The 25,135-nt window shown below is 37.4% G+C and carries 19 protein-coding genes; 7 read left to right on the forward strand and 12 right to left on the reverse strand.

The features are described from left to right. Positions 1 to 12: 12 nt before the first annotated feature. From C7H19_RS02355 to C7H19_RS02365, 3 genes are read left to right on the forward strand one after another with little or no spacing between them, the layout of a single operon-like run. The gene (locus C7H19_RS02355; protein WP_106455282.1) at positions 13 to 1,095 is read left to right on the forward strand and encodes a substrate-binding domain-containing protein; all 1,083 of its coding nucleotides are present in this window, start codon (positions 13 to 15) and stop codon (positions 1,093 to 1,095) included. 41 nt (positions 1,096 to 1,136) lie between these two features. Next, positions 1,137 to 1,640: a serine O-acetyltransferase gene (locus tag C7H19_RS02360; protein ID WP_106455283.1), complete on the forward strand. Its 504-nt coding sequence runs from the start codon at positions 1,137 to 1,139 to the stop codon at positions 1,638 to 1,640. 12 nt (positions 1,641 to 1,652) lie between these two features. Continuing rightward, positions 1,653 to 2,819 (forward strand): pyridoxal phosphate-dependent aminotransferase, encoded by a 1,167-nt coding sequence (locus tag C7H19_RS02365; protein WP_106455284.1) that lies wholly within the window; start codon positions 1,653 to 1,655, stop codon positions 2,817 to 2,819. Between the two features lie 42 nt (positions 2,820 to 2,861). Here the strand turns inward: C7H19_RS02365 and murD are convergent, their stop codons facing one another. Next, the gene (murD, locus tag C7H19_RS02370; protein ID WP_106455285.1) at positions 2,862 to 4,214 is read right to left on the reverse strand and encodes a UDP-N-acetylmuramoyl-L-alanine--D-glutamate ligase; all 1,353 of its coding nucleotides are present in this window, start codon (positions 4,212 to 4,214) and stop codon (positions 2,862 to 2,864) included. 131 nt (positions 4,215 to 4,345) lie between these two features. Continuing rightward, entirely contained in the window at positions 4,346 to 5,701 is a 1,356-nt protein-coding gene (gene glmU, locus C7H19_RS02375; protein ID WP_106455286.1) for a bifunctional UDP-N-acetylglucosamine diphosphorylase/glucosamine-1-phosphate N-acetyltransferase GlmU, read from the reverse strand. Positions 5,702 to 5,912: 211 nt separating this feature from the next. Between glmU and msrA the strand changes: the two genes are divergently transcribed. Next, the gene (gene msrA, locus C7H19_RS02380) at positions 5,913 to 6,548 is read left to right on the forward strand and encodes a peptide-methionine (S)-S-oxide reductase MsrA (RefSeq protein ID WP_245927246.1); all 636 of its coding nucleotides are present in this window, start codon (positions 5,913 to 5,915) and stop codon (positions 6,546 to 6,548) included. Between the two features lie 40 nt (positions 6,549 to 6,588). Here the strand turns inward: msrA and C7H19_RS02385 are convergent, their stop codons facing one another. From C7H19_RS02385 to C7H19_RS02415, 7 genes are all read right to left on the reverse strand, one after another. After that, positions 6,589 to 7,305 carry a molybdopterin-dependent oxidoreductase gene (locus C7H19_RS02385; protein ID WP_106455288.1) on the reverse strand — a complete coding sequence of 239 codons (717 nt, stop codon included), beginning with the start codon at positions 7,303 to 7,305 and terminating at the stop codon, positions 6,589 to 6,591. 9 nt (positions 7,306 to 7,314) lie between these two features. Then, entirely contained in the window at positions 7,315 to 7,911 is a 597-nt protein-coding gene (locus tag C7H19_RS02390) for a cytochrome b/b6 domain-containing protein (protein ID WP_106455289.1), read from the reverse strand. 10 nt (positions 7,912 to 7,921) lie between these two features. Continuing rightward, on the reverse strand, positions 7,922 to 8,614 hold the full coding sequence (locus tag C7H19_RS02395) for a cytochrome c biogenesis CcdA family protein (RefSeq protein ID WP_106455290.1): 693 nt from the start codon (positions 8,612 to 8,614) through the stop codon (positions 7,922 to 7,924). Then, positions 8,611 to 9,195: a thioredoxin family protein gene (locus C7H19_RS02400; RefSeq protein ID WP_106455291.1), complete on the reverse strand. Its 585-nt coding sequence runs from the start codon at positions 9,193 to 9,195 to the stop codon at positions 8,611 to 8,613. Before C7H19_RS02400 ends, C7H19_RS02395 begins: the two co-directional genes overlap by 4 nt. 12 nt (positions 9,196 to 9,207) lie before the next feature. After that, complete coding sequence (locus C7H19_RS02405) at positions 9,208 to 9,594, reverse strand: hypothetical protein (protein WP_106455292.1); 387 nt, start codon at positions 9,592 to 9,594, stop codon at positions 9,208 to 9,210. Positions 9,595 to 9,831: 237 nt separating this feature from the next. Further along, complete coding sequence (locus tag C7H19_RS02410; protein WP_106455293.1) at positions 9,832 to 11,175, reverse strand: dolichyl-phosphate-mannose--protein mannosyltransferase; 1,344 nt, start codon at positions 11,173 to 11,175, stop codon at positions 9,832 to 9,834. 193 nt (positions 11,176 to 11,368) lie between these two features. Further along, complete coding sequence (locus C7H19_RS02415; protein ID WP_106455294.1) at positions 11,369 to 12,661, reverse strand: D-alanyl-D-alanine carboxypeptidase; 1,293 nt, start codon at positions 12,659 to 12,661, stop codon at positions 11,369 to 11,371. A 132-nt stretch (positions 12,662 to 12,793) separates the two neighbouring features. Between C7H19_RS02415 and plsX the strand changes: the two genes are divergently transcribed. The 3 genes from plsX to fabD all read left to right on the forward strand — a co-directional run bounded on the left by plsX (position 12,794) and on the right by fabD (position 15,864). After that, positions 12,794 to 13,849 (forward strand): phosphate acyltransferase PlsX, encoded by a 1,056-nt coding sequence (gene plsX, locus C7H19_RS02420; protein WP_106455295.1) that lies wholly within the window; start codon positions 12,794 to 12,796, stop codon positions 13,847 to 13,849. A gap of 50 nt (positions 13,850 to 13,899) precedes the next feature. After that, on the forward strand, positions 13,900 to 14,901 hold the full coding sequence (locus C7H19_RS02425; RefSeq protein ID WP_106455296.1) for a beta-ketoacyl-ACP synthase 3: 1,002 nt from the start codon (positions 13,900 to 13,902) through the stop codon (positions 14,899 to 14,901). Between the two features lie 81 nt (positions 14,902 to 14,982). Next, positions 14,983 to 15,864 (forward strand): ACP S-malonyltransferase, encoded by an 882-nt coding sequence (gene fabD / locus C7H19_RS02430; RefSeq protein WP_106455297.1) that lies wholly within the window; start codon positions 14,983 to 14,985, stop codon positions 15,862 to 15,864. A 35-nt stretch (positions 15,865 to 15,899) separates the two neighbouring features. Here fabD and C7H19_RS02435 read toward each other — a convergent pair whose 3' ends face one another. The 3 genes from C7H19_RS02435 to C7H19_RS02445 all read right to left on the reverse strand — a co-directional run bounded on the left by C7H19_RS02435 (position 15,900) and on the right by C7H19_RS02445 (position 25,118). Further along, positions 15,900 to 16,472 (reverse strand): hypothetical protein, encoded by a 573-nt coding sequence (locus C7H19_RS02435; RefSeq protein WP_106455298.1) that lies wholly within the window; start codon positions 16,470 to 16,472, stop codon positions 15,900 to 15,902. A 106-nt stretch (positions 16,473 to 16,578) separates the two neighbouring features. Further along, positions 16,579 to 19,785, reverse strand: a complete 3,207-nt coding sequence (locus C7H19_RS02440) for a glycosyltransferase (protein WP_106455299.1) — start codon at positions 19,783 to 19,785, stop codon at positions 16,579 to 16,581. A 17-nt stretch (positions 19,786 to 19,802) separates the two neighbouring features. Then, a complete protein-coding gene (locus tag C7H19_RS02445; RefSeq protein WP_106455300.1) occupies positions 19,803 to 25,118 on the reverse strand; it encodes a glycosyltransferase in 5,316 nt (1,771 codons plus the stop codon). Positions 25,119 to 25,135: the final 17 nt, after the last annotated feature.

Consider the following 25,135-nt stretch of genomic DNA (forward strand, 5'->3'; position numbering starts at 1 on the left):
AAAACTCAATTTATGTCAAACAAAAAAACTAAAAAAATAATTATATCTACTCTCATAGCAGCCACATCATTAGGATTAGCTTATCTCCCCATACCTGGAATCAATCAAACCCTTTATGTGGTTAGTGGTAGCGAATTAACGGAACCATTAAATCAAATAGAAACTCGATTTGAGCAAGAAAATCCGAATATTAAATTAGAACTAAAGTTTCAAGGTTCACAGGATATTGTTAATAAATATATTGACGATAAAAATGATTTTAAACCCACTATTTTAATTCCAGCATCTGCAGAATTTTTAGATGAAATAAAACAACGTTGGCAAAATCAAAATGATCCTTTTTATGAAAAACCCGAAAGTATTGCCAAAACTTTTTTAGTCGGTATCGCATGGCCAGAAAGAGGTAAAATATTATTTCCTGATGGTCAATTTGCATGGAATAAATTAGAAAAAGCAATGATAGCAGGTAACTGGCAAAAAATAGGAGGTCAAAATAATTGGGGTAGTTTTGATTTTTTAATTACTGATCCGACTCGTTCTAATAGTGGTCAAACTACTTTGTTTTTGTGGGTGCAATCTTTAGGAAAACCCCTTAATGATCCACAAATACAAGAATTATTCAGAACCATAAAAAATTCGGTTTATTTGCCACCAAGATCCACTGATATTCTACTACAAGAATTTATTACTCGTGGTTCAAATGATGTAGATGTTGCAACAGTCTATGAAAGTATTGCTTTATATCGTTGGCAACAATCTCAAATAAATCAAGGAAAACCTTATCAAATTTATTATTTATCTCCCACTATAGAAACAGTAGCAACAGCAGCTATTGTTCGTCGAGATGTTGGAGGAAAAGAAGCTAAAGCAGCACAAAAATTTATTGAATTTTTAAGAGAACCTGAACAACAAAAAATATTTATAAAATATGGATTTCGTCCTGTTATAAATGGAATTGATTTACAAACGGTTCCTAATAGTCCTTGGACACAAAATATTCCTGGTTCTGAACTAAATCCCCCAGTTAATACCGTTCAAGTGCCTAATTCTCAAACCATCGGAGAAATACAACGTTTGTGGAATCGAGCAAATTAAGTTAAAATAATAGAAAATAATTTTGTAAAAATCACAATGCCATGACTGAAATATCCGCAACGGAAGCCGATTGGAGTCGAGAAGAATTAACAAAATGGTGGGATTCTTCAAGGCAACTTTTAAAAGCTTTACGACAATATCAAAAATTGCAAAAAAAACAAGGATTTTTTCCTCAAATTATCAAACGATGGTATGTACTGCAACATCGTTTTTGGAGTGTTGTCGCTGGTGCAGATATTCCCATTAATTGTAATATTGAAGGGGGATTATTAATGCCTCATCCAACTGGTATTGTTATTCATCCATCAGCAGTTATTGGTCCTAATTGTTTAATCTTACAGCAAGTAACAATTGTCGGAAATGTACAAATAGGCGGACACGTGGATATTGGTGCAGGTGCTAAAATTATTCGACCTGTTAAAATTGGAAATCATGCCAAAATCGGGGCTAATGCTGTGGTTTTATCTGATGTTCCTGATGGTGCAACGGCTGTTGGAATTCCTGCTAAAATTATTACTAAATCTTCTGAATCAATTTTACTTTAAAATATTTTATTTATGAATTTATTTATCTCGCGTATGGAGGGCGTACAGACTCCAATTATCCCTGTAGTTGGACAGCTAATTAAAGAAAATCCAGGCACAATTTCTTTAGGTCAAGGTATCGTTTCTTATAATCCTCCATCAGAATCAATTGAATTTATTACAGCCTTTTTAGCCGACCCTGATAATCATAAATATAAAGCGGTTCAAGGAATACAACCTCTTTTATCAGCCATTGAAGTCAAACTAAAAGAAGATAATAATATTCATCTGACCTTACAGCAAAGAATTGTCGTTACAGCCGGGGGAAATATGGCTTATATGAATGCCATATTAGCGATTACCTCACCAGGTGATGAAATTATTCTTAATACGCCTTATTATTTTAATCATGAGATGGCGATTATGATGGCTGATTGTCGTCCAGTATTAGTAAAAACTGATGAAAATTATCAGCTTTGTCCTGATGCTATAGAAGCAGCGATTACCGATAAAACAAAAGCAGTTGTTACGATTTCTCCCAATAATCCGACAGGTGTTGTTTATGATGAATCACTTTTAAGAAAAGTTAATGAAATCTGTAAAAGCAAAGGTATTTATCATATCAATGATGAAGTCTACGAGTATTTTACATACGAAGGTAATAAACATTTTTCCCCTGGTTCAATAATGGGGAGTCAAGATTATACAATTTCTCTGTATAGTTTATCTAAAGCCTATGGTTTTGCTAGTTGGCGTATTGGATATATGATTATTCCTGAACATTTATTTGTTGGGATTAATAAAATCCAAGATACAATTATCATTTGTCCCCCAGTTATTTCTCAATATGCAGCATTAGGCGCGTTAAAAGCTGGAAAAAACTACTGTAAAGAACATTTAGAAAAAATTACGGCTGTGCGAAAGATTGTTTTAGAATCCTTACAATCTTTAAAGGATTTATGTACAATTACTCCCGCAAATGGGGCGTTTTATTTTTTCCTGAAAGTTAATTGCGATCTTGATGATTTTATGCTAGTTAAAACCCTCATAGAACACTATAAAGTAGCTGTTTTACCTGGTTCAACTTTTGGGATGAAAGAAGGTTGTTATCTTAGATTAGCTTATGGTGCATTACAACCCGAAACCGCCGCCGAAGGTATGGGAAGATTTGTTAAAGGTTTGCCAGAAATTTTAAGATAATTTGTTCGTTCAATATGCTTGTTTGGTTTGGACTCCCTACGTCTACAACTGTAAACACAACTGCTTAAAATCATCGCCTCGATGTTCAAAACTGCTGTACTGATCGAAACTGGCGCAAGCGGGAGATAATAAAACCACAAGAGCGCCTTTTTCTTTGGCAACTGCTAAACTTCTTGTTACTGCTTGATCCATTGTTTCCACAATTTCATATGCACAAAAATTGATTTCTGTCAAGCGTTTGGCAAAAGTTGTAGCCGCTTCACCGATGAGTAAAACACTAGCGGCTTTTTCTTGAATTTTGTTTAGCCATGCTGTATCGTCTCCCTCCTTTGCTTCGCCACCCGCAATTAAAATAACTGGCGCTTCGACAGACGCTAAACCGACTTCGGCTGCATCGTAGTTTGTCGCTTTGCTATCGTTAATAAAATCAATTCCTTCTACCGTACAAATATACTCAAGGCGATGAGGAACACCTGGAAAAGTCGCCATAGCAGAGACGATCGCACTTTTCTCTACACCTGCTAACCTAGCCACAGCAACCGCCATCAGTAAGTTTTGTCGGTTATGCTCACCAACCATCTTAAAAATATTGACAGGTAAAATCAATTCACCAAAAGCAACCACCCAGTTATCTTGAATATAAACCCCCTTAGCTGGATCACCGAGTAAAGCATCTTTTCCTTTAACCGATGTCCAATAAGTATTCTTCCACTGAGTTAAATCAATATTTCGTAAAACAGGATCATCGCCATTAAAAACTTGATGACGCGATCGCTTTAACAGAGAAGCTTTGATATTGTAATAATTCTCTAAAGTTTTATGACGACTGAGGTGATCTGGAGTAAAAGTCGTCCATAGTCCGATCTGTGGTGCAAGTTCTCTTGATGATTCTATCTGATAACTACTAATTTCAGCAATAATCCAATCGTAGTTAGGTTGATCGACTAAAGCCAATTCACAGGCAGCATAACCAATATTGCCACACGCTGGAGCATTTAAACCCGCCGTTTTAAAAATAGCCGCAATAAGTGAAGTTGTAGTCGTTTTTCCATTAGTTCCCGTAATTCCAACCCAAGGTATAGACTTGAGATATCGCCAAGCTAATTCTATTTCACCGATCGTATCAATTCCTTTTTCTCTAGCTTCTATTAAAATGGGCAGATCCCAAGGTACACCAGGACTAACGACAATAAGACTCGGTAGGTTATCTGGATCGAGGGTAAAAGTATGATTGAGTTGAACAATAATACCTTCAAGATGTAACTCTTGTTGAGTGGCTTCTAGTAAAGGAGAATAAGAACGATCGCTAATTCTAACGAAAAAGCCATCTCGTTTTAAGCATCTTGCTGCTGCTATTCCAGATCGACCCAATCCAATAATATCTGCTGTCGCCATCAATTTACCTTAACCTGCGCTTAAAGCGAAAAGAAATTATATTTTATTGAATTACCACGAAAGTAGAAACACGACTTTTGCTGCGTCGCAAGAAGACTGTGACGCACTCACTGACTAAAAGTGTCATTTTTTTAATCTTTTGTCGCCATCCGCCATCCTTCAATATTGCGCTGTTTTTCTCTAGCAATACCTAAAGCATCATCAGGGACATCTTTTGTAATGACTGATCCAGCAGCAATAGTAACATCTTCACCTAGGGTAACAGGCGCGACTAAAACGCTATTCGCCCCCGTTTTGCTACGACTGCCGATCTGAGTTGGATGCTTTTTCACCCCATCATAGTTAGCTGTAATTGTACCAGCGCCGACATTAACTTGATCTCCTAGTGTCGCATCACCCAAATAGGATAAATGAGCAACATTCGACTTGTCACCGATGGTAGATTTTTTGACTTCGACAAAATTTCCCACTCGACAAGCTGATCCGATTTTAGCCTCACCTCGTAAATGGGCATAGGGGCCAACTCTGGTTTTAGAACCCACCTCGCTATCGGTAATGACAGAATACATCACTGTCACATTTTCCCCGATCTGACTATTTTCGATCAGAGTTCCAGGGCCGATCCGACTTCCCGAACCAATAACACTGTATCCTCTAAGATGGGTTTGTGGTTCAATGACGACATCAGTTCCTAACTGTACCGTGTCATCAATGGTAATACTATCGGGATCGATGAGGGTTACACCTTCTTTCATCCAGTGTTCTTTAATTCTGACTTGTAAGATATCATGGGCGGTGGCGAGTTGCTTGCGATCGTTAATTCCGCTAATTTCGAGATAATCATCGACATCAACTGCCATTACTGGATCAAGAAAATTCACCGCATCCGTCAAATAATATTCTTGTTGATCATTATTTGGCTGAAGATTTGGGAGAATTTCCATTAATTTTGACCAATTAAAGCAATAAATACCCCCATTAATCCGACAATTTTTCCTTTGTGCGTCATTACAGTCTCTTTCTTCGACGATCTGAGTCACTAAATTATGACCATCACAGAAAACTCGTCCATAACCTTTCGGGTTTGGTAAATTTGCCGTTAATAGAGTGGCTGCATTTTGATGGGTTTTGTGAGTGGCTAAAAGTTGTTGAATGGTTTCTTTCCGTAAAAGCGGTACATCACCATTTAAAACAAGAAGATCGCCTTCAAAGTCTTGTAGATAAGGTATAAGCTGCTGTATAGCATGACCTGTTCCTAACTGTTCTTTTTGTTCGACATATTCCAAGTTATCTTTATGCTGTAAGGCTTCTTTGACGCGATCGCCCTGATAACCAATAATAATCATACGCCGTAGCGGGTTAATCATCTGACAACTGTCGATGACCCGTTCAACTAGCGATTGTCCTGCCAAATAGTGTAATACTTTAGGCAGATTAGATTTCATGCGAGTCCCACGACCCGCCGCTAATATTGCTACCGCTACCATTGCTCGTGTGTGTTGTGTTTCGACTTTCTCAAGGACAAAGTATAGCGTGTAATGACACCTTCATGATTCACTTCACCTGTTTAAAATAATGAAAAAACTCTCAGGTAGCCCTCAGAAACTCTTCAGATACAAGGTTTAAGCTAAAAAATAAGCCAAATTAGGATTTACAACAACCATGTCAGTACGCCTGCTTATACACAGTTTAATAATTATGTCTGTATCTTTTATTACTTTTTCTTGTAATGTTTCCCGTGCGTCGTTTCCCGATCCTGTCACTAAGATATCGACTTCGACTAATGGAAATCAAACGGCGGTTTTAGCGGGTGGGTGTTTCTGGGGCATGGAAGCGGTTTTCGAGCATCTTAAAGGCGTTTCTGATGTTGTTTCTGGTTTTTCGGGTGGCAATGCTGAAACGGCGAACTATCAGAGGGTGAGTTCTGGACAAACTGAACACGCTGAGGCTGTAAAAATTACTTACGATCCTTCGCAAATTTCCTATGAACAAATTCTGAAGATTTATTTTTCAGTGGCACATGATCCCACGCAGCTAAACCGTCAGGGGCCTGACTCTGGTACGCAATATCGTTCAGCGATTTTTTACGCTAATGACGAGCAAAAACAAGCAGCACAAGCTTATATCGATCAGCTTAACAAAACTGATACTTTTGGTAAACCGATCGTCACTCAGCTAGTTCCTTTAAATGATTTTTATGCGGCTGAGGAATATCATCAAAATTTTATCGATCGTAACCCGAATTATCCTTACGTGGTAGTGCATGACTTACCGAAGTTAGTTCAACTACAAAAACAGTTTCCTAATCTTTATAGACAGGATAGCGGTTCTTAAATTTATTGGGTTTGGAGACCAAACCCCTACAATTCATCAATTATAACCCTGCAAACCATTCATACCCGCGATCTTCCCAGTAGCCTTTCATCGGTAATAGCTGATCGACTAAAGTAATTTGAGTCACCCATTTACTCTGTTTATAGCCTAGTTTAATAGGAGATGCTAAACGAAGCGGCGCACCATTGGCAACGGGTAAAGGCTGTCCATTTTTTTCATAAACCATCAAAGTTTGTGGATGTAGTGCTGAGGCGATATCCCAACTTTCATAGTAGCCATCAGCCGATTTAAAATAAACATAACGAGCGTTTGATCTCGGTTGAGCTAAACTAATTAAGTCTCGTAAACGTACTCCACTCCACTGAACGATCGCTGCCCAACCTTCTACACAAACATGACGAATAACCATCGAAGTTAAAGGAAAATTCTGGATCTCTGTCATACTGAACTGTTTTGGCTGATCGACTTCCCCATCAATTTTGAGGCGAAACTGTGTAAGATCAATTTTTGGGCTAAAGTCAAAAGTATTAATCAATAACTTATCGGGTTCAATAGCACTCAGGGGAAATTCAGGAATAGGATGTTGAGTTAATAGCAGTTCTTGCAATTTTTGATTAAGTGGTTCAAATGTTCGACCCATCGTCTCTGATAATAAACTCGAACCACAGCTATCGAGTAGCAAACCCATTCCAGTAAGTCCAGATATTTTAAGTAATTGACGGCGGGATAACACGCGCTTGGGAAAAATTAAACTCATAGCCAATTTTTAGACAAACATAGATTTAATTAGTCGAAAACTCCCCACATTCAGAGCAAATAGGGAATGAATGAAGGTAAAAACAACGATCGCAGGAACCGTAAAAAAGTGAACAACTCGTAAAGTCTGCCAGTCGCCAAATAAACCAGAAAGCCAGTAAAACTGTGCTGGTTTATACATTGCAAGACCACTCAAAATAGCCAACAGTAAAACGGGAATAATAGCCGTATAAATTAACCGATGCCATGCGTAGTTTTTGCGCTTTGGGTTTTTGCTCTCAAAAGCTTTTAGATCACGTGTACTAGCAAACCGAATTCGCCAACGACGGGTAACAAACACATAAAATCCATACCAGAGTAAGTTTAGCCCATAGAACCACATTGCCGCAAAATGCCAATTTCTCCCACCTGCCAACCAACCGCCCAACAGAAAAAAGTCTGGAACTTCCCAACCACCACGCCCCCCAAAAACTGGATTAGCATTATAGATCTGTAGTCCGCTAGTGATCATGATCATCAGACTAATAATATTAATCCAATGAAAAGTCTTTGCGAGAAAAGCTTGTTTAGGTGTTCGTGGGCTTTTGCTACTAGAAGATGAAGTCATAATAAATCACTTAAAAAGCTAGAGGGGGAAAAAGCGGTGCTAACCAAAGTTGTAGCCGAACATCCCAACCCATTAGAATAGCCAATGCCGTCATTACCACGATGATACCGCCTAATCGCTGTAATACTATACTGTAAGAACGTAGGTTGAGTAATCGTCTGCCCAGAACACGACTGCTATAAGCGATCGCTAATAAAGGTAAAGCGGCTCCGATCCCATACACAACCAACAATTGAAACGCACTGATTACCTGTTGATTAACGGCTGCTAGTACTAAAATACTAGCCAAGACGGGGCCAGCGCAAGGAGTCCAAAGTAAACCTAATTGGGTTCCGATCCAGAATTCTCCAATAAGTCCGACGGGTGTTGATTTTCCGAACCATTTACCCACCCGAAGCACACTAAATAGACGATAGCTCCAGTTGGGAAAAATAGCCAAAAACCCTAAAACTAAAAGAAGAACGATCGCCCCAGTTCGTAAGCCATTAATTAACCCCGTAAACCAAGTTGCCACTATTCCGAGTAGGCTACCCGCTACGGCAAAACCACCAATTAAACCACCGACTAAGGCAACAGGGCCATACAAATGAGACTGGAGCGATCGCCCTACGACTAGCGGCAAGATGGGTAAAACGCAGGGGGAGAGGACAGTCAGCACCCCTCCAAGAAATGCTAGACCAATGGATAGGGTAGAAGTGGTCATTTTTTCTCGTTTAATAACTGACGGATCGTCTGTTCAGTTTTGTCATAAGCTCCTTCCCCAATATGGTCATAGCGTAGCACCCCCCGACGATCAGCTAAATACAAATGAGGCCAGTATTTATTGTCGTATGCTTGCCAAGTTTTGTAAGCGTTATCCATTGCCACAGGATAGGTAATTTGATTTTGTCGCATTGCCTTTTTGACGTTATTTGTGTCTCGCTCAAAGGCAAATTCTGGGGTATGAATTCCAATGACCTTAAGTCCTTGTGCTGCATACTTTTGGTGCCACTGCGTGATATAGGGTAAAGTCCTTTGACAATTGATACAAGCAAATGTCCAAAACTGCACTAAGATAACATTGCCTTTAAGTCCAGTAGTGGTTAGAGGATCAGAATTGAGCCACTCATTGATCCCTTGAAATTCTGGTAAGGTGTTGCTAGGTGAAGTCATGGCGATCGCACTATAATCATCCGTCAGCAAGGCTTTTTTTAGTCCACCAAAATTAATTGAGGTAGCCCCAACACCCACCATTCCTAAACCAAAAGACATCAACAACTTACGTCGAAGTCGGTGTTTATTCATGATCTTGTCACGTTATTTCTTCATGCGATCGTTACTCATTGTGCCACTCGGTTGAGTCATGCGATCGTTACTCATTGTGCCACTCGGTTGAGTCATGCGATCGTTACCCATTGTGCCACTCGGTTGAGTCATGCGATCGTTACTCATAGCGCCACTTGGATGACTCATGTGATCATTACCCATCGCACCAGTGGGTTGACTCATGTGATCATTACCCATCGCACCAGTGGGTTGACTCATTTGACTACTGTTCGTTGTATTGGCGGGTTTTTTCTGTCCCTTATTAGCGATAGAATAGCCATCAGAGTTAATAGTCTTGCTGCTTACAGGATGAGAGAAACCAGCAGCTAGAGTGAGTACTAAAGGTAGAGCAACAAAGCCAAGTATTTTTGAGTTCATATTTTTTTCTTTATTAGAGTCGTTTGATTTAAGAAATTATTCGGATAGAGTTCTAGGATTTACCTTTTGCCTTTCCTATTAATAGTTGTACCTTGTTATCCTGAACTTTCCCTGACTATTATCTGAGAATTCCCTGAGAATCCTAAAAATTGTCTTTTTTTGAGCAACTGTAGGGGTTTGGTTTCCTTTCCCCAACCAAATACAAACCCAACCAAAAAACAACCTAACCCTAATTAACTAAATCCAATTATTAAATATCATTCTGATGCTATATTGTTTTTCAGTTAAAGGAAGACCTAAATAAATCGGTAGCCAATAAACAAACGCTACAGCAATTAATATTAAAGTTAGCTTTCCTAAAATCTGATAGCTCAATAAATCGCTATATAACCAAGCCTCAATTATCCACGCTAAAGCCAGTATTGCAAAAACATAAGCCCCTAAATAATGATAAATAAATGTACATCTGCTCACCGCTATCCAAGGTAAAAGATTAGCGATAAAGTTAGATAAAATATAAATGAGTAATAAAGGATCAATAGCTAGATTTTTTTTAAATACTTTTAAGATAAAAATCAGGAAAAACATTATAATAGCCAAAGTAGAGAACCACCATAAAAGCGGATTTCCCATCGCATGAACATCATAAATTATTTTTTGATTAGCTACTGTTTTGGTTTCATAAAAATAAGCGATCGGTCGCCACATCAATAACCAACTATACCAAGGGGAACAATAAGGATGAATCTTAGAATCATTTCCTGTAATTTTTTGATGGAAAGATAAAATTTCTTGATGCACTTCCAAAAAGTTGTACTGTGGATTCATTATTAAATGTGGTATCCAAAGTACGGAATAAGTTAATAAAGGTATAATCAATAAATAAAGTGTAATTTTTATCCAGTTTAAATTAATCTTATGATTTTTATTAAGTAAATTAGTTTTAAGTAAAAATATTATTAAAATAATTCCTAATAAAAAAGCTAATCCGTTCCATTTAACGGCAATTGAACAACCCAGAAAAATACCTGAAAGAATTAAATAAATATTTTGATTGCTAGTGCGGAGCGATAATAAAAAGCAAAATTGACCCAATAAACCAAATAAAACCAGATAAATATTATTTAAAGCATACCGAGATTCTACTAAAAATAATCCATCTAAGACCACTAATAAAGTAGTTATTAAACTGTAACTACGTCGTTGGGTTAATTGATATGCGATCGCCCCTACTATAATGGGAATAAATGACCCAATAAACGCATTAATCCAACGATAACTAAAGGTTGAACGCATCGAACCTGTTAAGTCATTTATTGTATCAGGTGAAGCGGGAAAATGAGAACCGAGCCAAATTCCAATCGCAATAATATATTGACTTAAAGGAGGATGGGAATTAAAAAAATCAGTCCCAATTAAATAATAATTAGCATATTTAGCATAATATACCTCATCGAAAACAAAACTATTAAATTGACTTATTTTCCAAAAACGAAGGAATAAAGCTAGGAAAAATAAGCTAATCATTCCTATTTTGTATTTAACTAAAGATACATCTTTTAAAAGGTTAGTAAAAATCATATTTTTTATCTAAAAAGTAGGGGTTTGGTCGACCAACCCATTCATATGTATTTTCTGAATTTGAGAACTGCTAGAAACAGATTTCTAATAGTTCCCTCACATTCAATGGAGAGGTAATAAAGCTTTGGTGACCAAACATATACATTGATTAATTATTTTTCGATTGGGTTTGGATACCAAACCTCTACAATTATCAATTTTGTACATTTATATTTCGATTTGGATCACCTAAAAAAACTTGACTAACTGGCGAAATTGGGGTAAGAGTTGGAGTTAATTCCCAATGATTAGATAATTGTTTTAAAAGCTGATCTTGTTGATGACGAAAACCATCAATATTGCCACCAGAATTAAGAATAGCAAACCAAACTTTACCCCGTTCTTTTGTGGGAATCATCCCCGCTAAAGCACTTACTTGAGCCAAAGTTCCTGTTTTAATTGCTACACCATAGGGAATTTGTCGCTGGTGTATTGTCCCATCTTTATCGCGTCCTCCAACTGGAAATAAATCAGTTACACTCATCTGTTTAGTCCCTAATTTTTGTTCTAAAGCTTGGAAAATTTGACAGACAGCACGGGGAGAAATACGATTATCAACACTTAAACCAGAACCATTTACTAATTGAATTTCATCTGGCGAAACTTTAGCCGTTTTAATCATAATTTGTCTGACGACTTCATGTCCACCCACTAATTCCGCTAACATTTCTGACATCACATTATTACTATAAAGATTCATTTGTTTTAATAATTCAGCTAAGGTTAAAGATTGATGTCGTAATAATAATTTGGCATTTTTTGGAAGTTGAGCCGTTGTTAAAACCTTGCGGGCGATCGCAATCTGTGGCCGTATTGTTCCATTAGGTAATTTTGCGTATTGACTTTCTACCACAGATGACCATTGATTAGAATTGATGCCCTGTTTAAATAATTCACCCGCTATTTGAGGATCAGTCTTAAAATTCATGGCAAACTGACCCGTAATAATTAAATTTCCCTTCACCTGACGAATTCCTGCTTTAGTCAGAGCATGGGCAACAGCGATCGCTTCTTCCCAGACAAACATAGGATCGCCCGTTCCTTCGACAATTAAATCTCCCTCTATCAACCCGTTAACCAGATTTCCTGTATGATAAATCCGTGTTTCAAAGCGATGATCCAAAGGCCAAGTCTCAATAGAGGCGAGAGTCGTGGCAACTTTAGTTAAAGACGCTGCCGAAGTGGGAACCGTTCCCCCTTGATTGGCTAATTCTGCCCATTCGGTTTCGAGCCAAACACGCTGATTTTGAGAACCCAAACCAAGTGCCGATAAGTTTTTTAAATAACTTTTAACCATTGCTTCTACCGTTGGATCGCTTTGAGTCGGTAAATCAAAAATAGTCGAGGTTTCCCAAGACACCAAGGGGATAGGATCGAGTGACTTCGGTGGCTGACCTAAGATATTCATTAAAAAACCAGATAACATTAGATTGAGAATATTCAGCATCTTCTACCTCAAATGACGCATAATTGTGTAAAGTGATATTAATTGTTTAAACATCAATCACTAATCCCTAATCCTTCGGCATCTGTCAAGGGCTTTGGTAAAATCTTTTAAGCTTTTATAACTTTTTGGTCAATGGCATCAACTCGCGTAAAAATTGCAGTAGACGCTATGGGCGGTGATAATGCTCCCAATGAAATCATCGCTGGGGCGATCCGTGCGGCGGCAGAACTCGATATCGATATCTTACTGGTAGGAGATGCTCAACACATCGAATCCTATTTACAACAACACCATCAAAGCCCGAAAAATGTAGAAATTGTCCCATCTGAGGGGGTAGTTTCGATGGAAGAAGAACCCCTCGTGGCATTACGGCGCAAACCCAAAGCCTCAATTAATGTGGCGATGGATCTCGTTAAGCAAAAACGAGCGGATGCTGTCGTATCGGCGGGACATTCTGGGGCGGCAATGGCAGCAGCTTTACTCCGTTTAGGGCGAATTAAAGGCATCGATCGTCCTGCAATTGGTGCTGTTTTACCCACTCTACTCGCGGGAAAATCAGTGATCGTTCTCGATGTTGGGGCAAATGTAGACTGTAAGCCCAAATATCTCGAACAGTTCGCCATTATGGGGACGGTTTATAGTAAATTCGTCATGGATGTTGATATTCCCAAAGTCGGTTTACTCAATATTGGGGAAGAACCCACCAAGGGTAATGATTTGGCGATTAGAACCCATGAACTACTAGAGGCGAATCAAGCGATCGCTTTTGGGGGCAACGCCGAGGGTAGAGATGTCCTAAAAGGGGATTTCGATGTGATTGTTTGTGATGGATTTGTGGGTAATATCTTACTAAAATTCGCTGAGGCAATTGGTGAGGTAATGTTACAAATTCTACGGGAAGAATTACCCCAAGGCATTAACGGACAAATCGGAACCGCCCTATTAAAACCCAACCTACAACGAATTAAACAACGAATGGATCACGCCGAACACGGGGGCGCGTTGTTATTTGGGGTCGATGGTGTGTGTATTATTAGTCATGGAAGCTCTCAAGCTCCCTCGATTTTTAATGCCATTCGTCTAGCATCAGAAGCGATCGATCATCAGGTAATTGAGCGTATTCGTTCATACAATCAGCAGTCTAGCTTTGAGAAGACAGAAAAGTTATCTGTAAGCAATGAATCATAATGCGTGGAAACCGTGCCAAACTGATAACTAAGATTGATTAAGGGAGAAAAATGTTGAAATTTGGGGTAGGAATTGCGATTACCGGAAGTGGATCAGCCACACCAGAACAAGTTCTGAGTAATGATGATCTCGCTATGATGGTTGATACCTCCGACGAATGGATCAAAGCACGGACAGGTATTAGTCGGCGGCATTTAGCACCCTCCTCTGGCTCCCTCAGTCAACTGTCGGCCGAAGCAGGTTTAAAGGCTCTAGCAATGGCTGAACTTGCTCCAAATGACCTCGATTTAATCCTTCTTGCCACCTCTAGCCCCGATGACCTCTTTGGAAGTGCTTGTCAAGTCCAACGCCTTTTAGGAGCTTCTAGAGCCGTTGCCTTTGATTTAACCGCCGCTTGTTCGGGTTTTGTTTTTGGTTTAGTGACCGCCGCTCAGTATATCCGTACGGGAACTTATCGCAATGTTCTAGTAATTGGTGCAGATATACTATCCCGTTGGGTCGATTGGAACGATCGCGGAACCTGTATCTTATTCGGGGATGGTGCAGGGGCTGTGGTTTGTCAAGCATCGGAAACAGGCGATCGCTTATTAGGGTTTGAAATGTGTAGTGATGGCACTCAGAATAGTTCCCTAAATCTCGCCTATCAAGGTCAAGAAAAATTTATTAACACAAAAAGTGAAATTACGCAAGGAAATTATCAATTTATTACGATGAATGGACGAGAAGTTTATCGCTTTGCTGTCGCTAAAGTTCCTGAAGTCATCGAAAAAGCTCTTTATCGTGCTAATCTAAGTGCGGCTGATCTCGATTGGTTATTGTTACACCAAGCAAACCAGCGCATTATTGACGCAGTAGCCGATCGTTTAAAAATAAAGAGTGAAAAAGTTATTAGTAATGTCTGTGAATACGGTAACACTTCGGCGGCATCGATTCCCATTGCTCTAGATGAAGCAATCCGTATTGGAAAAGTAAAAGATGGTGATATTATTGCAACATCTGGCTTTGGAGCGGGTTTATCTTGGGGATCGGCGATTATTCAATGGGGAAAATAAGCTTATTTGTTGTTGACAAAGGTGACCAAAAACTCTTTACTAAATAATCTATTGGTTTAAATTATTATTAACTTTAATCAAATGACTAAAATAGCGTGGATTTTTCCTGGGCAGGGTTCACAAGCTGTAGGAATGGGAGTCGATTTACAAGAAATAAAAAGCGCGATCGCAAAATTGGAACAAGCCGAAAAAATCTTAGGATGGTCAGTTTTAGAAAAATGTCTTGGGGATGAAGAACAATTATCCCAAACTTTGTATACCCAACCTTGTCTCTTTGTAATTGAAAGCATTTTGACCGATATTTTAGTCGAAAATGGTCATTTACCCGATTTAGTCGCAGGACATAGTTTAGGCGAGTATTCTGCTTTGTATGCTGCTAGAGTATTCGATTTTGAAACAGGTTTAAAATTAGTTAAAAAACGATCGGAATTAATGGATCAGGCTGCAGGTGGCAAAATGGCCGCAGTGATGAAATTCGATCGCCAAAAATTAGAAAGCGTCATTGATAATACACCTGATCTAGTCATCGCCAATGACAACAGCAGCGAACAAGTAGTTATTTCTGGGACACCTGAAGCGGTAGAGAAAGCACTAGAGCAAATTACAGCCAAACGAATCGTTACACTCAAAGTTTCTGGCGCATTTCACTCACCATTAATGCAAGACGCAGCCGAACAGTTTCAGCAGATTTTAGATTCTGTCACATTTAATAATGCTAAAGTACCCATCTTATCTAATATCGATCCCACATCAACCACCGACGCGCAAACCATCAAAACACGCTTAATTCAACAGATGACAGGTTCCGTTCGCTGGCGTGAAATTATGCTGCAATTACCGAATGAAAATATTACTCAGGTTATTGAAGTTGGCCCAGGTAAAGTATTGACGGGTTTAGTCAAGCGCACTTGTCCTGAAATTGCCCTAAAAAATGTGGCAACAAGTGCCGATATTACTGGCTAAAAACTAGGGTGAGACTAGCCCACCCAAATTTTAAATTATTTAAGTACAATTTCGTAAGAATTGTTTAAAGGATAAGCTTCTTTCGTTTGGCTATCATAAGACCAAGCTTTGATTTTTGTTGTTTCTGCTGGAAGATTAAGGGTAGCAGGATCAAGGGTAGCTACCCATCCTGATTTTTCAAGCGCTGGATTTTTAAAAGCTTGAGCCACATCTGGACGAGCGACGCTGACTGGAATTGTCGTGGCTACTGTATTATTATCGCCATAGGTAATTAAAACGGTGTCTGCTGGTTTACTTTGATCGGGTGCGATCGCCCATCCTGCTATATAAATCGGTTTATTGGATGCGATCGTCTGAGTTGTTGTTTTCGCGTTATTCAGTGATTCTATATAACCATGAAGTTTATCTTTAACTGCATCTTTAAAAATAATTCCTTCAGTCGTTGATGCAGTCGTTTCCGGTGTCGCTGTGGGAGAAGGTGAAGCGGTTGTTGATTCAGGACTAGCAGGTGGTGTGTCAGTTTGTGTCGTCGTGCTTGTCGGAGTACCACAAGCGGTTAGAGAAATTAAAATGGCAGATGCAATAATAAATTTAATGTTTTTAATCATCTTCTTGTTGAACGTTAGTACTATATTTGAGTTTCGGTAGATTTCCTTAATATCCTATCAAAGTTTTAGAATTTTTTAAGATTCATTTGTTCCCTAAATTTGAGTTTTACAAACTGTCGAATAGTTCTTGCAATTTTTTTTGAACGGAGTCTGGACTATATTGCTGAATCGTTTGTCGAGAGTTCTTTGCAATATTATGCCAAAGTGTGGCATTTTCATAAATAGAGATGATTTGAAGAGCGAAAGAATCGGGTTTATCAGCAATTAAGACATCATAGCCCTCTTTTAGCCCCATTCCTTCAGCCCCGATGGTAGTAGTTACTGTTGGTAAACCATAAGACATACTTTGTCCGATTTTTCCTTTCATTCCTGCACCAAATCTTAGAGGAGCAACAAAAACACGACTTTCTCTAAAATAGGATTCTACATCTTCTACATAACCTTTTACTAACACTTGTTCTGATGCTAAAGCTTTTACTTCATCCTTTAAATTACTCCCTAATAAAGTCACTTTAATTTCTGGGTGAGATTCCCAAACAAGCGGCATAATTTCATTACATAGCCAAATCACCGCATCAATATTAGGAGGATGATTATAACTTCCAATAAACAATAATCCCGAACGTTGTTCAAAAGATTCCCAAAAATGCTCATGAGGATAATGAATATTAGGAATCACCCAGACATTATTAACGTTTAACTCATTAAGCGTTTGTTTCTCCGCTTCAGTTACGACAATCGTTGCGTTTGACTTTTGAGCAAATTTAATTTCTAATTTTTGATAAGTTTCCCAAGACCAGTTTGTATTCTGATAATCTTGTGATAAAAATTCCTGTTGTCTTTTTATGCGGAGGAAATGTAAATCTATGGTGTCATAAATAACAGGAACATGAGAATAATGACGAATTAAATCTAAATACTTTTCGCATAATTCAGGGCGACAAAGCCAAATCAGATTAACTAAAGATAAACGATTAATTAATAACTCATTTAAGTCAGGTTTTTTAGGCGTAAAGTATAAAACTTCTATCCCCATTTGCTGAAGAGTTGAAGTGTAAGGCTCTTCTGGATTACCATTATCGGGAAAGAAAATAATATCATAGTTTAAATTCTGTAAAATTTTTAGGATTTCCAGTAATCTAACACAGCCCGATTCTTTATCATAAAGAGGAACATAAGAATCAATCACTAAAATTGTCTGTTTTCTAGCTAATCTTCTAGCAGCTTGAGGAACTCGACTAGCATCAGGTAAAAAATGTTGTTTTAAGTCTTCTTGCCATTTGGACAAAAATTTAATTTGATTAACTTTTTGATATTGTTTAATTCCACTATTTAAGTCCGTTCCTGATGTTATTCCTTCATAATGAATTACTTGTGATTTTGGTTGATATACAACTTGATAACCTAAATTCCAAATTGCAAAACATAAATCAGTATCTTCATAATAAGCAGGTAGAAAAGTTTCCGAAAAACCTCCAAGTTGATTAAATATTTCTGTTCTGACTAAAAGACTAGCACCTGAACAATAATCTACTGATCTAACATAATTATATTCTGGTTGATCTATATCATCTAAACGACCATAATTCCATCCTGTAGCATCTTGCCAAATAATGCCACCTGCTTCTTGTAATTTTCCATTATTGTAAATTAATTTAGAGCCGACAGCACCAATCAAAGGTGATTTTTCCATCAAATAAAGTAAACTTTCTAAGCAACCTGCTAAAATTTGTGTATCGTTGTTTAAAAAGTATAAATATTTTCCTTTTGCTTGTGAAGCCCCGTAATTACAAGATTTGATAAAACCTTGATTTTGCTGATTTTTTAAAACATGAATTCCTGAAATATTTTTTAATTGTTCTTGAGTTTCATCACTTGAACAATCATCTACAATAATAATTTCAATTTCATTAGCAGTTGAATTGGTTTTTAAGATAGATTCTAAACAGTTAAAAGTATATAAATATTGATTATAAACAGGGATAATAATTGAAATTATAGGAGTCGGACTGGTGGAAATTTGTAAAGGTCTTGGTTGAGATAATTGTGCTATTTTTTTGACCTCTTCTTCAATCAATAAAGTTGTTTTTCCTGTGAGCATTTTGCGTAGTTTTCGATATGTTCTTGCACCAGCAACATTTAAACCCTCTTCTGTTAAACTAAACCAAAATGTTTTAATTAATTTCTGAGTTTTAAAAATGATTAAGGATAAATCAGTTTTTTCCGCTTCTTCTGCTGGCAGAAATAAACTTTTAATTTTTAGCCATCCATCTCGTAATTTCCAGAATTTACTACTTTTCATGGCTTCAATTAAAGCTTCAGATTGCATCAATTGGGCGGCAGTTTGATCTAATTGTTGTTGAGTATTTGCCCATCTGGTTTCTAATTCTTGTTCGTATTGTTCTAACTGTTGAATTCTACCTTTAGAGCGGTTTAATTGCCATCGTAAATCATCTTCTACTGAAATAATACGACGCGAGTAAATCTGATTTTTTAAAGTTTGTGAAAGAAGATTATAAGACTCATTGGTTAATAATTTTTGTGTAAACTTACGATGATCGATCGCGGATTTTTCCATCTGCTCATTTTTTACTGTTTGTTGTTTAAGATGAATCCTAAAAGTAGATAAAGTTTCATCAACAAAACCGATTTTATAGTGAACCATAATTCTAATCCACATTTCTAAATCAACAAGTTGCTGTAACTCTAAATCAAAATATCCAACTTTATTAAAAACATCTTTTTTAATTAAAACTGTACTCGGTTCACCAATTTTATTGATTGGTTCTTCTAAAAAATTCGGGTCATTAAGTAAATCTTGTCCAGATTGAATCGGTTTCAAAACTGACCAAAAACGATGAATATCTTTAGCATTTTCGTATATTTTCTCAGTTTGTTCCTCAAGTTTATTTTCTGCGGACATTAAAACGTTTCGAGGGGCAAAAACCAAACCGATAGATTCCTCTTGTTCCGCTAGTTTAACTAATTCTTCAACACAATTAGGGGTCAATAAATCATCTTGAAAAAGAAACTTAATATACTTTCCTCTAGCATTTTTTAAGCAATAGTTCCAGTTTTGAACCATTCCGGGTTGAGGATTAACAATAATCTCGAACTTGTGGGGTGATTTTTTCTGATATGATTGAGCAATTTTCAGTGTTGCATCAGTTGAGTGATCATCCGATACAATAATTTCTAAGTTAGGATAAGTTTGAGAAATTGCTGATTTTAAGGTTTCTTCTAAAAATTCTTCACCTTGAAATGTAGGAATTAATAAACTAATCAAAGGGAGTATATCGGATGAATCAGACATAATTTTATTGAGCAAATCTAACTTAAGGAAACTTTTTTCAGGGTTTCTAGATGTTTTTTCAAGAGACGTTGAGCATTAAATTTTCGCTGAACGGTTAAATAGCCATTTCTCGCCATTTTAGCGGAATGTTTAGGATTTCGTAAACAGTTATTAATCCCGATCGCTAAAGCTTGATGATTACCCGATTTAACCAGATATCCCTCTACACCATCGCTAATCATTTCGGGAATACCAAATACATCTGTACTAATTATTTGTAATTCAAAAGCCATCGCTTCTAAAATAACTCTTGGGAATGATTCTTCAAGACTAGCACAGACGAAAATATCGCTAAGATGGAAAAAATCATAAACTTCATCAGTTTCCTGATAAATAAAGACATTATCTAAATTAAGTTTTTGGACTCTTTGGGTCAAAAGTTCTAAATATTTTCCTTGTCTTCCTCCTACAATTAAAGCAGTAATTTTAGAAAAATCTTCAGGATTAATTTTCTTTAATTCATTAAGCGCATCTAGAAAAATATGTTGTCCTTTGCGTTCACAAGTTGTGCCAATGATTGAAATAACAATATGATCTTCAGCAATGCCATATTTGCGCCGTAACTCAGATTTTTTATAAATTTGGCGAAAATAATTGATTTCTTGTAAATTAATTCCACCGTGGATAACTTGAAAATTACCTTTTATATCTAAACTATGAAATAATCTACGAGTTGCTTCAGCCACAAAGACAATGCGCTTGGCTGTAGTAAAACAGTTTAATATCACAGACTGAATTGATTTTTCATAGGATTGACAAAATAGATCAATAGATGTACTTTCGTGGATATACCACATACTAGGCACCTTAAATAAATTCGCTAATTCAACGCCCCAAAATCCCCCTAATGTATTAGTAATAACTAAATCATAATCTTTGAGATTAAGCTGATTTCCTAATTGCTCTAACTCTTGTTTAAGAGAATAAATTGTTTTATTAGGACAAGAAATTTGACTAGGATAAAAAGTAACTTGGACTCCTAAATCTTCTAATCTTTGCCGTAAAATACCATCTTGGGGCGAGATAAGATGTACTTGATAGTTTTCGGAATGCACACAATATTTAGCTAACTCATATAGCATTAAAGGTGCGCCTTCTAAATTCAGATTATGAGTAATCAAAAGAATTTTTAGATTTTTAGCTCTTTGAGTATGACAGAAATAATGAGGATCGATTTCCATCAGCATAGAATCAATATTTAAGTTAGGGCTAAAAAATGGATCTCGAAAATCGGGATACAGATTCAAAAAGTTAAGATGTTCTTCAAAATTATAGTCTTGTCCTCGAGATGCACTGGTTTGATGAATGAGGGTTGCTTGAGGCGTATAAACCACTCGTCGTCCAGATTGAATTGCTTTTAAACAGTAATCCACGTCGTTATATTGTACCCCAAACCGTTCTTCATCAAATCCCTGTAGTTCTCGATAAAGCTCAGTGGAGGTGAGTAAACAAGCGCCCGTTACTGCTGAGACATTGCGTGCAGCATGAGGTAAAGCTAGATAACCAACCGCTTCTATGGGTAAGTTATGGAAAAGATGATCGGCTAAACCATCATGAGAACCGATGACGACTCCTCCGTGTTGTATCGCTTGATTGGGATAAAGTAGTCTTGCTCCAACAACTCCCACACCCGCAATACTCATCCAACCAATCATATCTTCTAGCCATCCAGTGAAGATCGCTTCTACATCATTATTGAGATGTAGTATATAAGGAGTATCGACGTAGTTAATGGCTAAATTCATCAAACGGGCATAGTTAAACGGTTCATTTTGCCGATTTGAGGAAACAACTTGACAAGACCAAAATTGCTGTTGTTGTAGCTCATTAAAATAGTCCTGTGTGGCGACTTCTGTTGAAGAATCGTCGATAATTAAAAGCTTAACGGACGCTGGATTAACAGTCTTTTCTAGACTTGTAATACATCGTTTTAAAAGATCGGCTCGATCTTTCGTCGGAATAATAATGGTCACTAAATGTTCTTGTTGCAGTGAGGGCTCCCAGCGCAGTTGATGGAGACACATCGCATATTGTTTAGCGATCGCCGGTAGAAAAGGTTTCGCCTTGAGGCCTCTACGTTCAAGTGCTTCTACAATCGAGCGATAAGCATTATCAAAAACATACTGCTTTTGCCCACCACAAGATGCCGTACTATCTAAATGAGAACGCCAATGATAGCAAACTTGGGCAATATGCTCAATTCGATCGGCTGTTGTCTGTTCGCTGATGCGTAAGAATAAGTCTAGATCTTGCGCTCCTTCATATCCTTCTCTCATACGTCCAACTTGCTCGACTAAAGATCGGCGAAAGACAGCCAAATGATGGGTATAGTTGTGGGTGAGTGCCATTTCTGGACTCCATTGACCTTTCATTTGTGGATCGTAATGATTACCGTCTGGATCAATTTTGTCTTCATCGGTATAGATCCAATCTAAATTAGGGTTTTTGGCAATGCACTCCGCGATATGCTGTAAAGCATCAAGAGAGAGGGTATCGTCATGATCCAGTAATGCAATATAATCACCCGTTGCCAAGTCTAAAGCCGAGTTGGTTGCCTTGACAATATGACCATTTTCTGCGCGAAAGATCACTTTAATCCGAGAATCAGCCGCCATGAATTCTTTAAGCATTGTTTTGACGTGGATGTCTTCAGACGCATCATCAGCGATACACAATTCCCAATTAGAATAGGTCTGTGCTAGAACACTTCGCAACATTTCCAATAGAAATTTTTTGGGAGTGTTATAGACGGGGACAATCAGACTAATTTTTACTCCTTTGTTGAGTTGAAGCCGAATCGCATCGTCTTTCATTTGTAGCAAGAGTTTCGCGGTTAGATGGTTGTTAGATCGCCATCTTTGATAAAAATCTTGCTCTTGCCAGGCATGGACTGTATGAGGATTGCCTATAAAAACGAGGTTTTCGTCGTTCGGTGCCTTTGAGACGGTCTGAGAGCCATTACTTTCGAGGGTAACTTGTCTTTTAAAACAACAAATTTCTTGTTGAGTTTTTTCAAGGATTGCCGAAATGCGAATCTCGATCAAGCCAGTAAAATTATCGCCTAAAGCAATCTGCCACTGAAAGCCAGACATTTGGGCCTCTGAAATCTCTGGATATTGGCTCGATACATCTGGGCGTAATAAGCCATAAGTAATTTGTTCTTTGCTAAGATCCTCTTTTTCGATTAGTAATGTTTGAATCCTGTCATTTTTGCTAAAAACCCAACCTGAAACTAATAAAAGTCCCGTTTGGTTTCTTTCTTTATTTGTGGGTAAGTCTAAGTGTCCTACTAAATCATCTGTTGGGCTAATTTCAGTAAACTTATAATCCTCATCTAATCCCTCATTTTCCTTGACAAATAACGCACTTTCTGGTAAGTATAGCGGGACAATCGGTTCAAGAAAGTCATCTACTTGTTTTTGGCTCATTTGTTCTTCTAATAGACCAAATTTGCCCTTTACTTTCAACCATAAAGAACGCAGTTTCCAGAATTTACTACTCTCCATTGCTGTAATGAGAATTTTCGCCTGTTCTAATTGACCGCAAACTTTCTGGTATGCTTTTTGTAGATCTTGCAGTTGTGTTTGAGATTGGTGTAACTCTAACTGCTTCGGTTTGGATTGTACAGAAATCTGCTCAAACGCAGTTTGTGTTCTTTCAAGCTGTAATTGAGATTTTTGCAACTCAGTTTGCATTTGTTGGAGTTGAGCTTGCGATTTTTGTAATTTAGTCCAAGTCAGTTCGAGTTGAGTTTGCGATCTGTCTAATTCGTCTTGTGTAAATTCGAGTTGGGTTTGCGATCGGACTAATTCGTTTTGTGTAAATTCAAGTTGAGTTTGCGATCGGACTAATTCGTCTTGTGTAAATTCGAGTTGGGTTTGCGATCGGACTAATTCGTCTTGTGTGAATTCGAGTTGAGTTTGCGATCTGTCTAATTCGTCTTGGGTTAATTGATATTGTGCTGATATGTGCCTTAACTCAGCTTGAGTAATATGAAGTTGTGTCTGAGATTCTTGAGTTTCTAGTTGTGCTTGATACAGTTTGAGGTGAGATTCATTTAATTCCGATTGGGTCTGATGTAATTTAATATAAGATTGATTTAATTCTTTATGAGTATGCTGTAGCTCAAAATGGAATTGATTTAATTCAGTTTGAATCTGTTGTAAATTGACATGAGATTGATTTAATTCGGTTTGAGTTTCTTGTAGTTGTATATAAGATTGATTTAATTCGGCTTGAGTTTCTTGTAGTTGTATATAAGATTGATTTAACTCAATTTGAGTTTCTTGTAGTTGTACATGAGATTGATTTAATTCAATTTGAGTTTCTTGTAATTTAATACAAGATTGATTTAATTCTACTTGAGTCTGCTGGAGTTGAGTTCGGGCTTGCTCTAACTCAGTTTGTGTTTGCTGGAGTTGGGATTGTAACTGTTTAACAATCTTCTCTGATTTACGAATGTTTAACCAATCTTGAAGTACCCATGCTTTTTGATTGAGATAACTATCAATTTTTGCTGATAATAAAGCGTCTAGTTGTTCATCTTGATAGTACAGATCAGCACTTTGATTAAGAGTCAAGTAGAGCTCGATCGCTTGAGGAAAATAACGCTTTAATAATACTAATCTATGAAAATCCACTGCACGATTTAAGTAAGATTGTTCAAATAAATAAGCACAATTACCTAATTTCATTTGAAATTTTTGCTCAATAATCTGAGTTAATATTTTGGGATTTTCGGTGATCGTATTAAGATGAAGTAAAACACATTTTTCTGGATAATTATTATAAAAATCTAAAGCAATTTGGTTATAACTTTGCCAAAGTTCAAGAGCTAAATTAGGATTATGAGTAAAAATTTCATCCCCAGAATTGCCTCGTCTAAATAAAGAATCAACAACTTCCCAAGGAGAACGAAAAATAAAAATATATTTAGCATCAGGAAGCCATTTCGACCAAAAAGATAAAAAAAGCGTTGTTCGAGGATCTTTCCAGCCCCAAACTGAGTCATTTTGATTGTTTTGAATGAGTTGTCTAGCTTTTTCTAAATAGTTTTCAGGAACCGTAATATCTTTATTTAAAGTCCATCCTTCTTTAGCAAAACCCTGAGCAATTAAAACCTGTTCGTGAAAATCGACAAAATCTAAATTTTCAAAATAACCTTTTGCATTTCCTTGAGAAGCACTCATTAATTCTTGACCAATATTTACTCCTGCACTTTGTAATAAAGAAGCTGTCAGAGAAGTTCCTGAACGGTGCATCCCTGTAATAATAAGAGTTGATGAATTATTCATTACTATTTATCCTTATC

The sequence above is a fragment of the Aphanothece hegewaldii CCALA 016 genome, assembly GCF_003007785.1.
Lineage (GTDB): Bacteria > Cyanobacteriota > Cyanobacteriia > Cyanobacteriales > Microcystaceae > Chroococcus > Chroococcus hegewaldii.

Excerpts from the sequence above, each read along its gene's own strand:
- C7H19_RS02445 (WP_106455300.1), bottom strand. The coding sequence starts at position 25,118 with ATGAATAATTCATCAACTCTTATTATTACAGGGATGCACCGTTCAGGA.
- C7H19_RS02360 (WP_106455283.1), top strand. The coding sequence starts at position 1,137 with ATGACTGAAATATCCGCAACGGAAGCCGATTGGAGTCGAGAAGAATTA.
- C7H19_RS02440 (WP_106455299.1), bottom strand. The coding sequence starts at position 19,785 with ATGTCTGATTCATCCGATATACTCCCTTTGATTAGTTTATTAATTCCT.
- C7H19_RS02405 (WP_106455292.1), bottom strand. The coding sequence starts at position 9,594 with ATGAACTCAAAAATACTTGGCTTTGTTGCTCTACCTTTAGTACTCACT.
- C7H19_RS02365 (WP_106455284.1), top strand. The coding sequence starts at position 1,653 with ATGAATTTATTTATCTCGCGTATGGAGGGCGTACAGACTCCAATTATC.
- msrA (WP_245927246.1), top strand. The coding sequence starts at position 5,913 with ATGTCTGTATCTTTTATTACTTTTTCTTGTAATGTTTCCCGTGCGTCG.
- glmU (WP_106455286.1), bottom strand. The coding sequence starts at position 5,701 with ATGGTAGCGGTAGCAATATTAGCGGCGGGTCGTGGGACTCGCATGAAA.
- C7H19_RS02435 (WP_106455298.1), bottom strand. The coding sequence starts at position 16,472 with ATGATTAAAAACATTAAATTTATTATTGCATCTGCCATTTTAATTTCT.
- C7H19_RS02415 (WP_106455294.1), bottom strand. The coding sequence starts at position 12,661 with ATGCTGAATATTCTCAATCTAATGTTATCTGGTTTTTTAATGAATATC.
- plsX (WP_106455295.1), top strand. The coding sequence starts at position 12,794 with ATGGCATCAACTCGCGTAAAAATTGCAGTAGACGCTATGGGCGGTGAT.
- C7H19_RS02390 (WP_106455289.1), bottom strand. The coding sequence starts at position 7,911 with ATGACTTCATCTTCTAGTAGCAAAAGCCCACGAACACCTAAACAAGCT.
- murD (WP_106455285.1), bottom strand. The coding sequence starts at position 4,214 with ATGGCGACAGCAGATATTATTGGATTGGGTCGATCTGGAATAGCAGCA.
- C7H19_RS02355 (WP_106455282.1), top strand. The coding sequence starts at position 13 with ATGTCAAACAAAAAAACTAAAAAAATAATTATATCTACTCTCATAGCA.
- C7H19_RS02385 (WP_106455288.1), bottom strand. The coding sequence starts at position 7,305 with ATGAGTTTAATTTTTCCCAAGCGCGTGTTATCCCGCCGTCAATTACTT.
- C7H19_RS02410 (WP_106455293.1), bottom strand. The coding sequence starts at position 11,175 with ATGATTTTTACTAACCTTTTAAAAGATGTATCTTTAGTTAAATACAAA.
- fabD (WP_106455297.1), top strand. The coding sequence starts at position 14,983 with ATGACTAAAATAGCGTGGATTTTTCCTGGGCAGGGTTCACAAGCTGTA.
- C7H19_RS02400 (WP_106455291.1), bottom strand. The coding sequence starts at position 9,195 with ATGAATAAACACCGACTTCGACGTAAGTTGTTGATGTCTTTTGGTTTA.
- C7H19_RS02395 (WP_106455290.1), bottom strand. The coding sequence starts at position 8,614 with ATGACCACTTCTACCCTATCCATTGGTCTAGCATTTCTTGGAGGGGTG.
- C7H19_RS02425 (WP_106455296.1), top strand. The coding sequence starts at position 13,900 with ATGTTGAAATTTGGGGTAGGAATTGCGATTACCGGAAGTGGATCAGCC.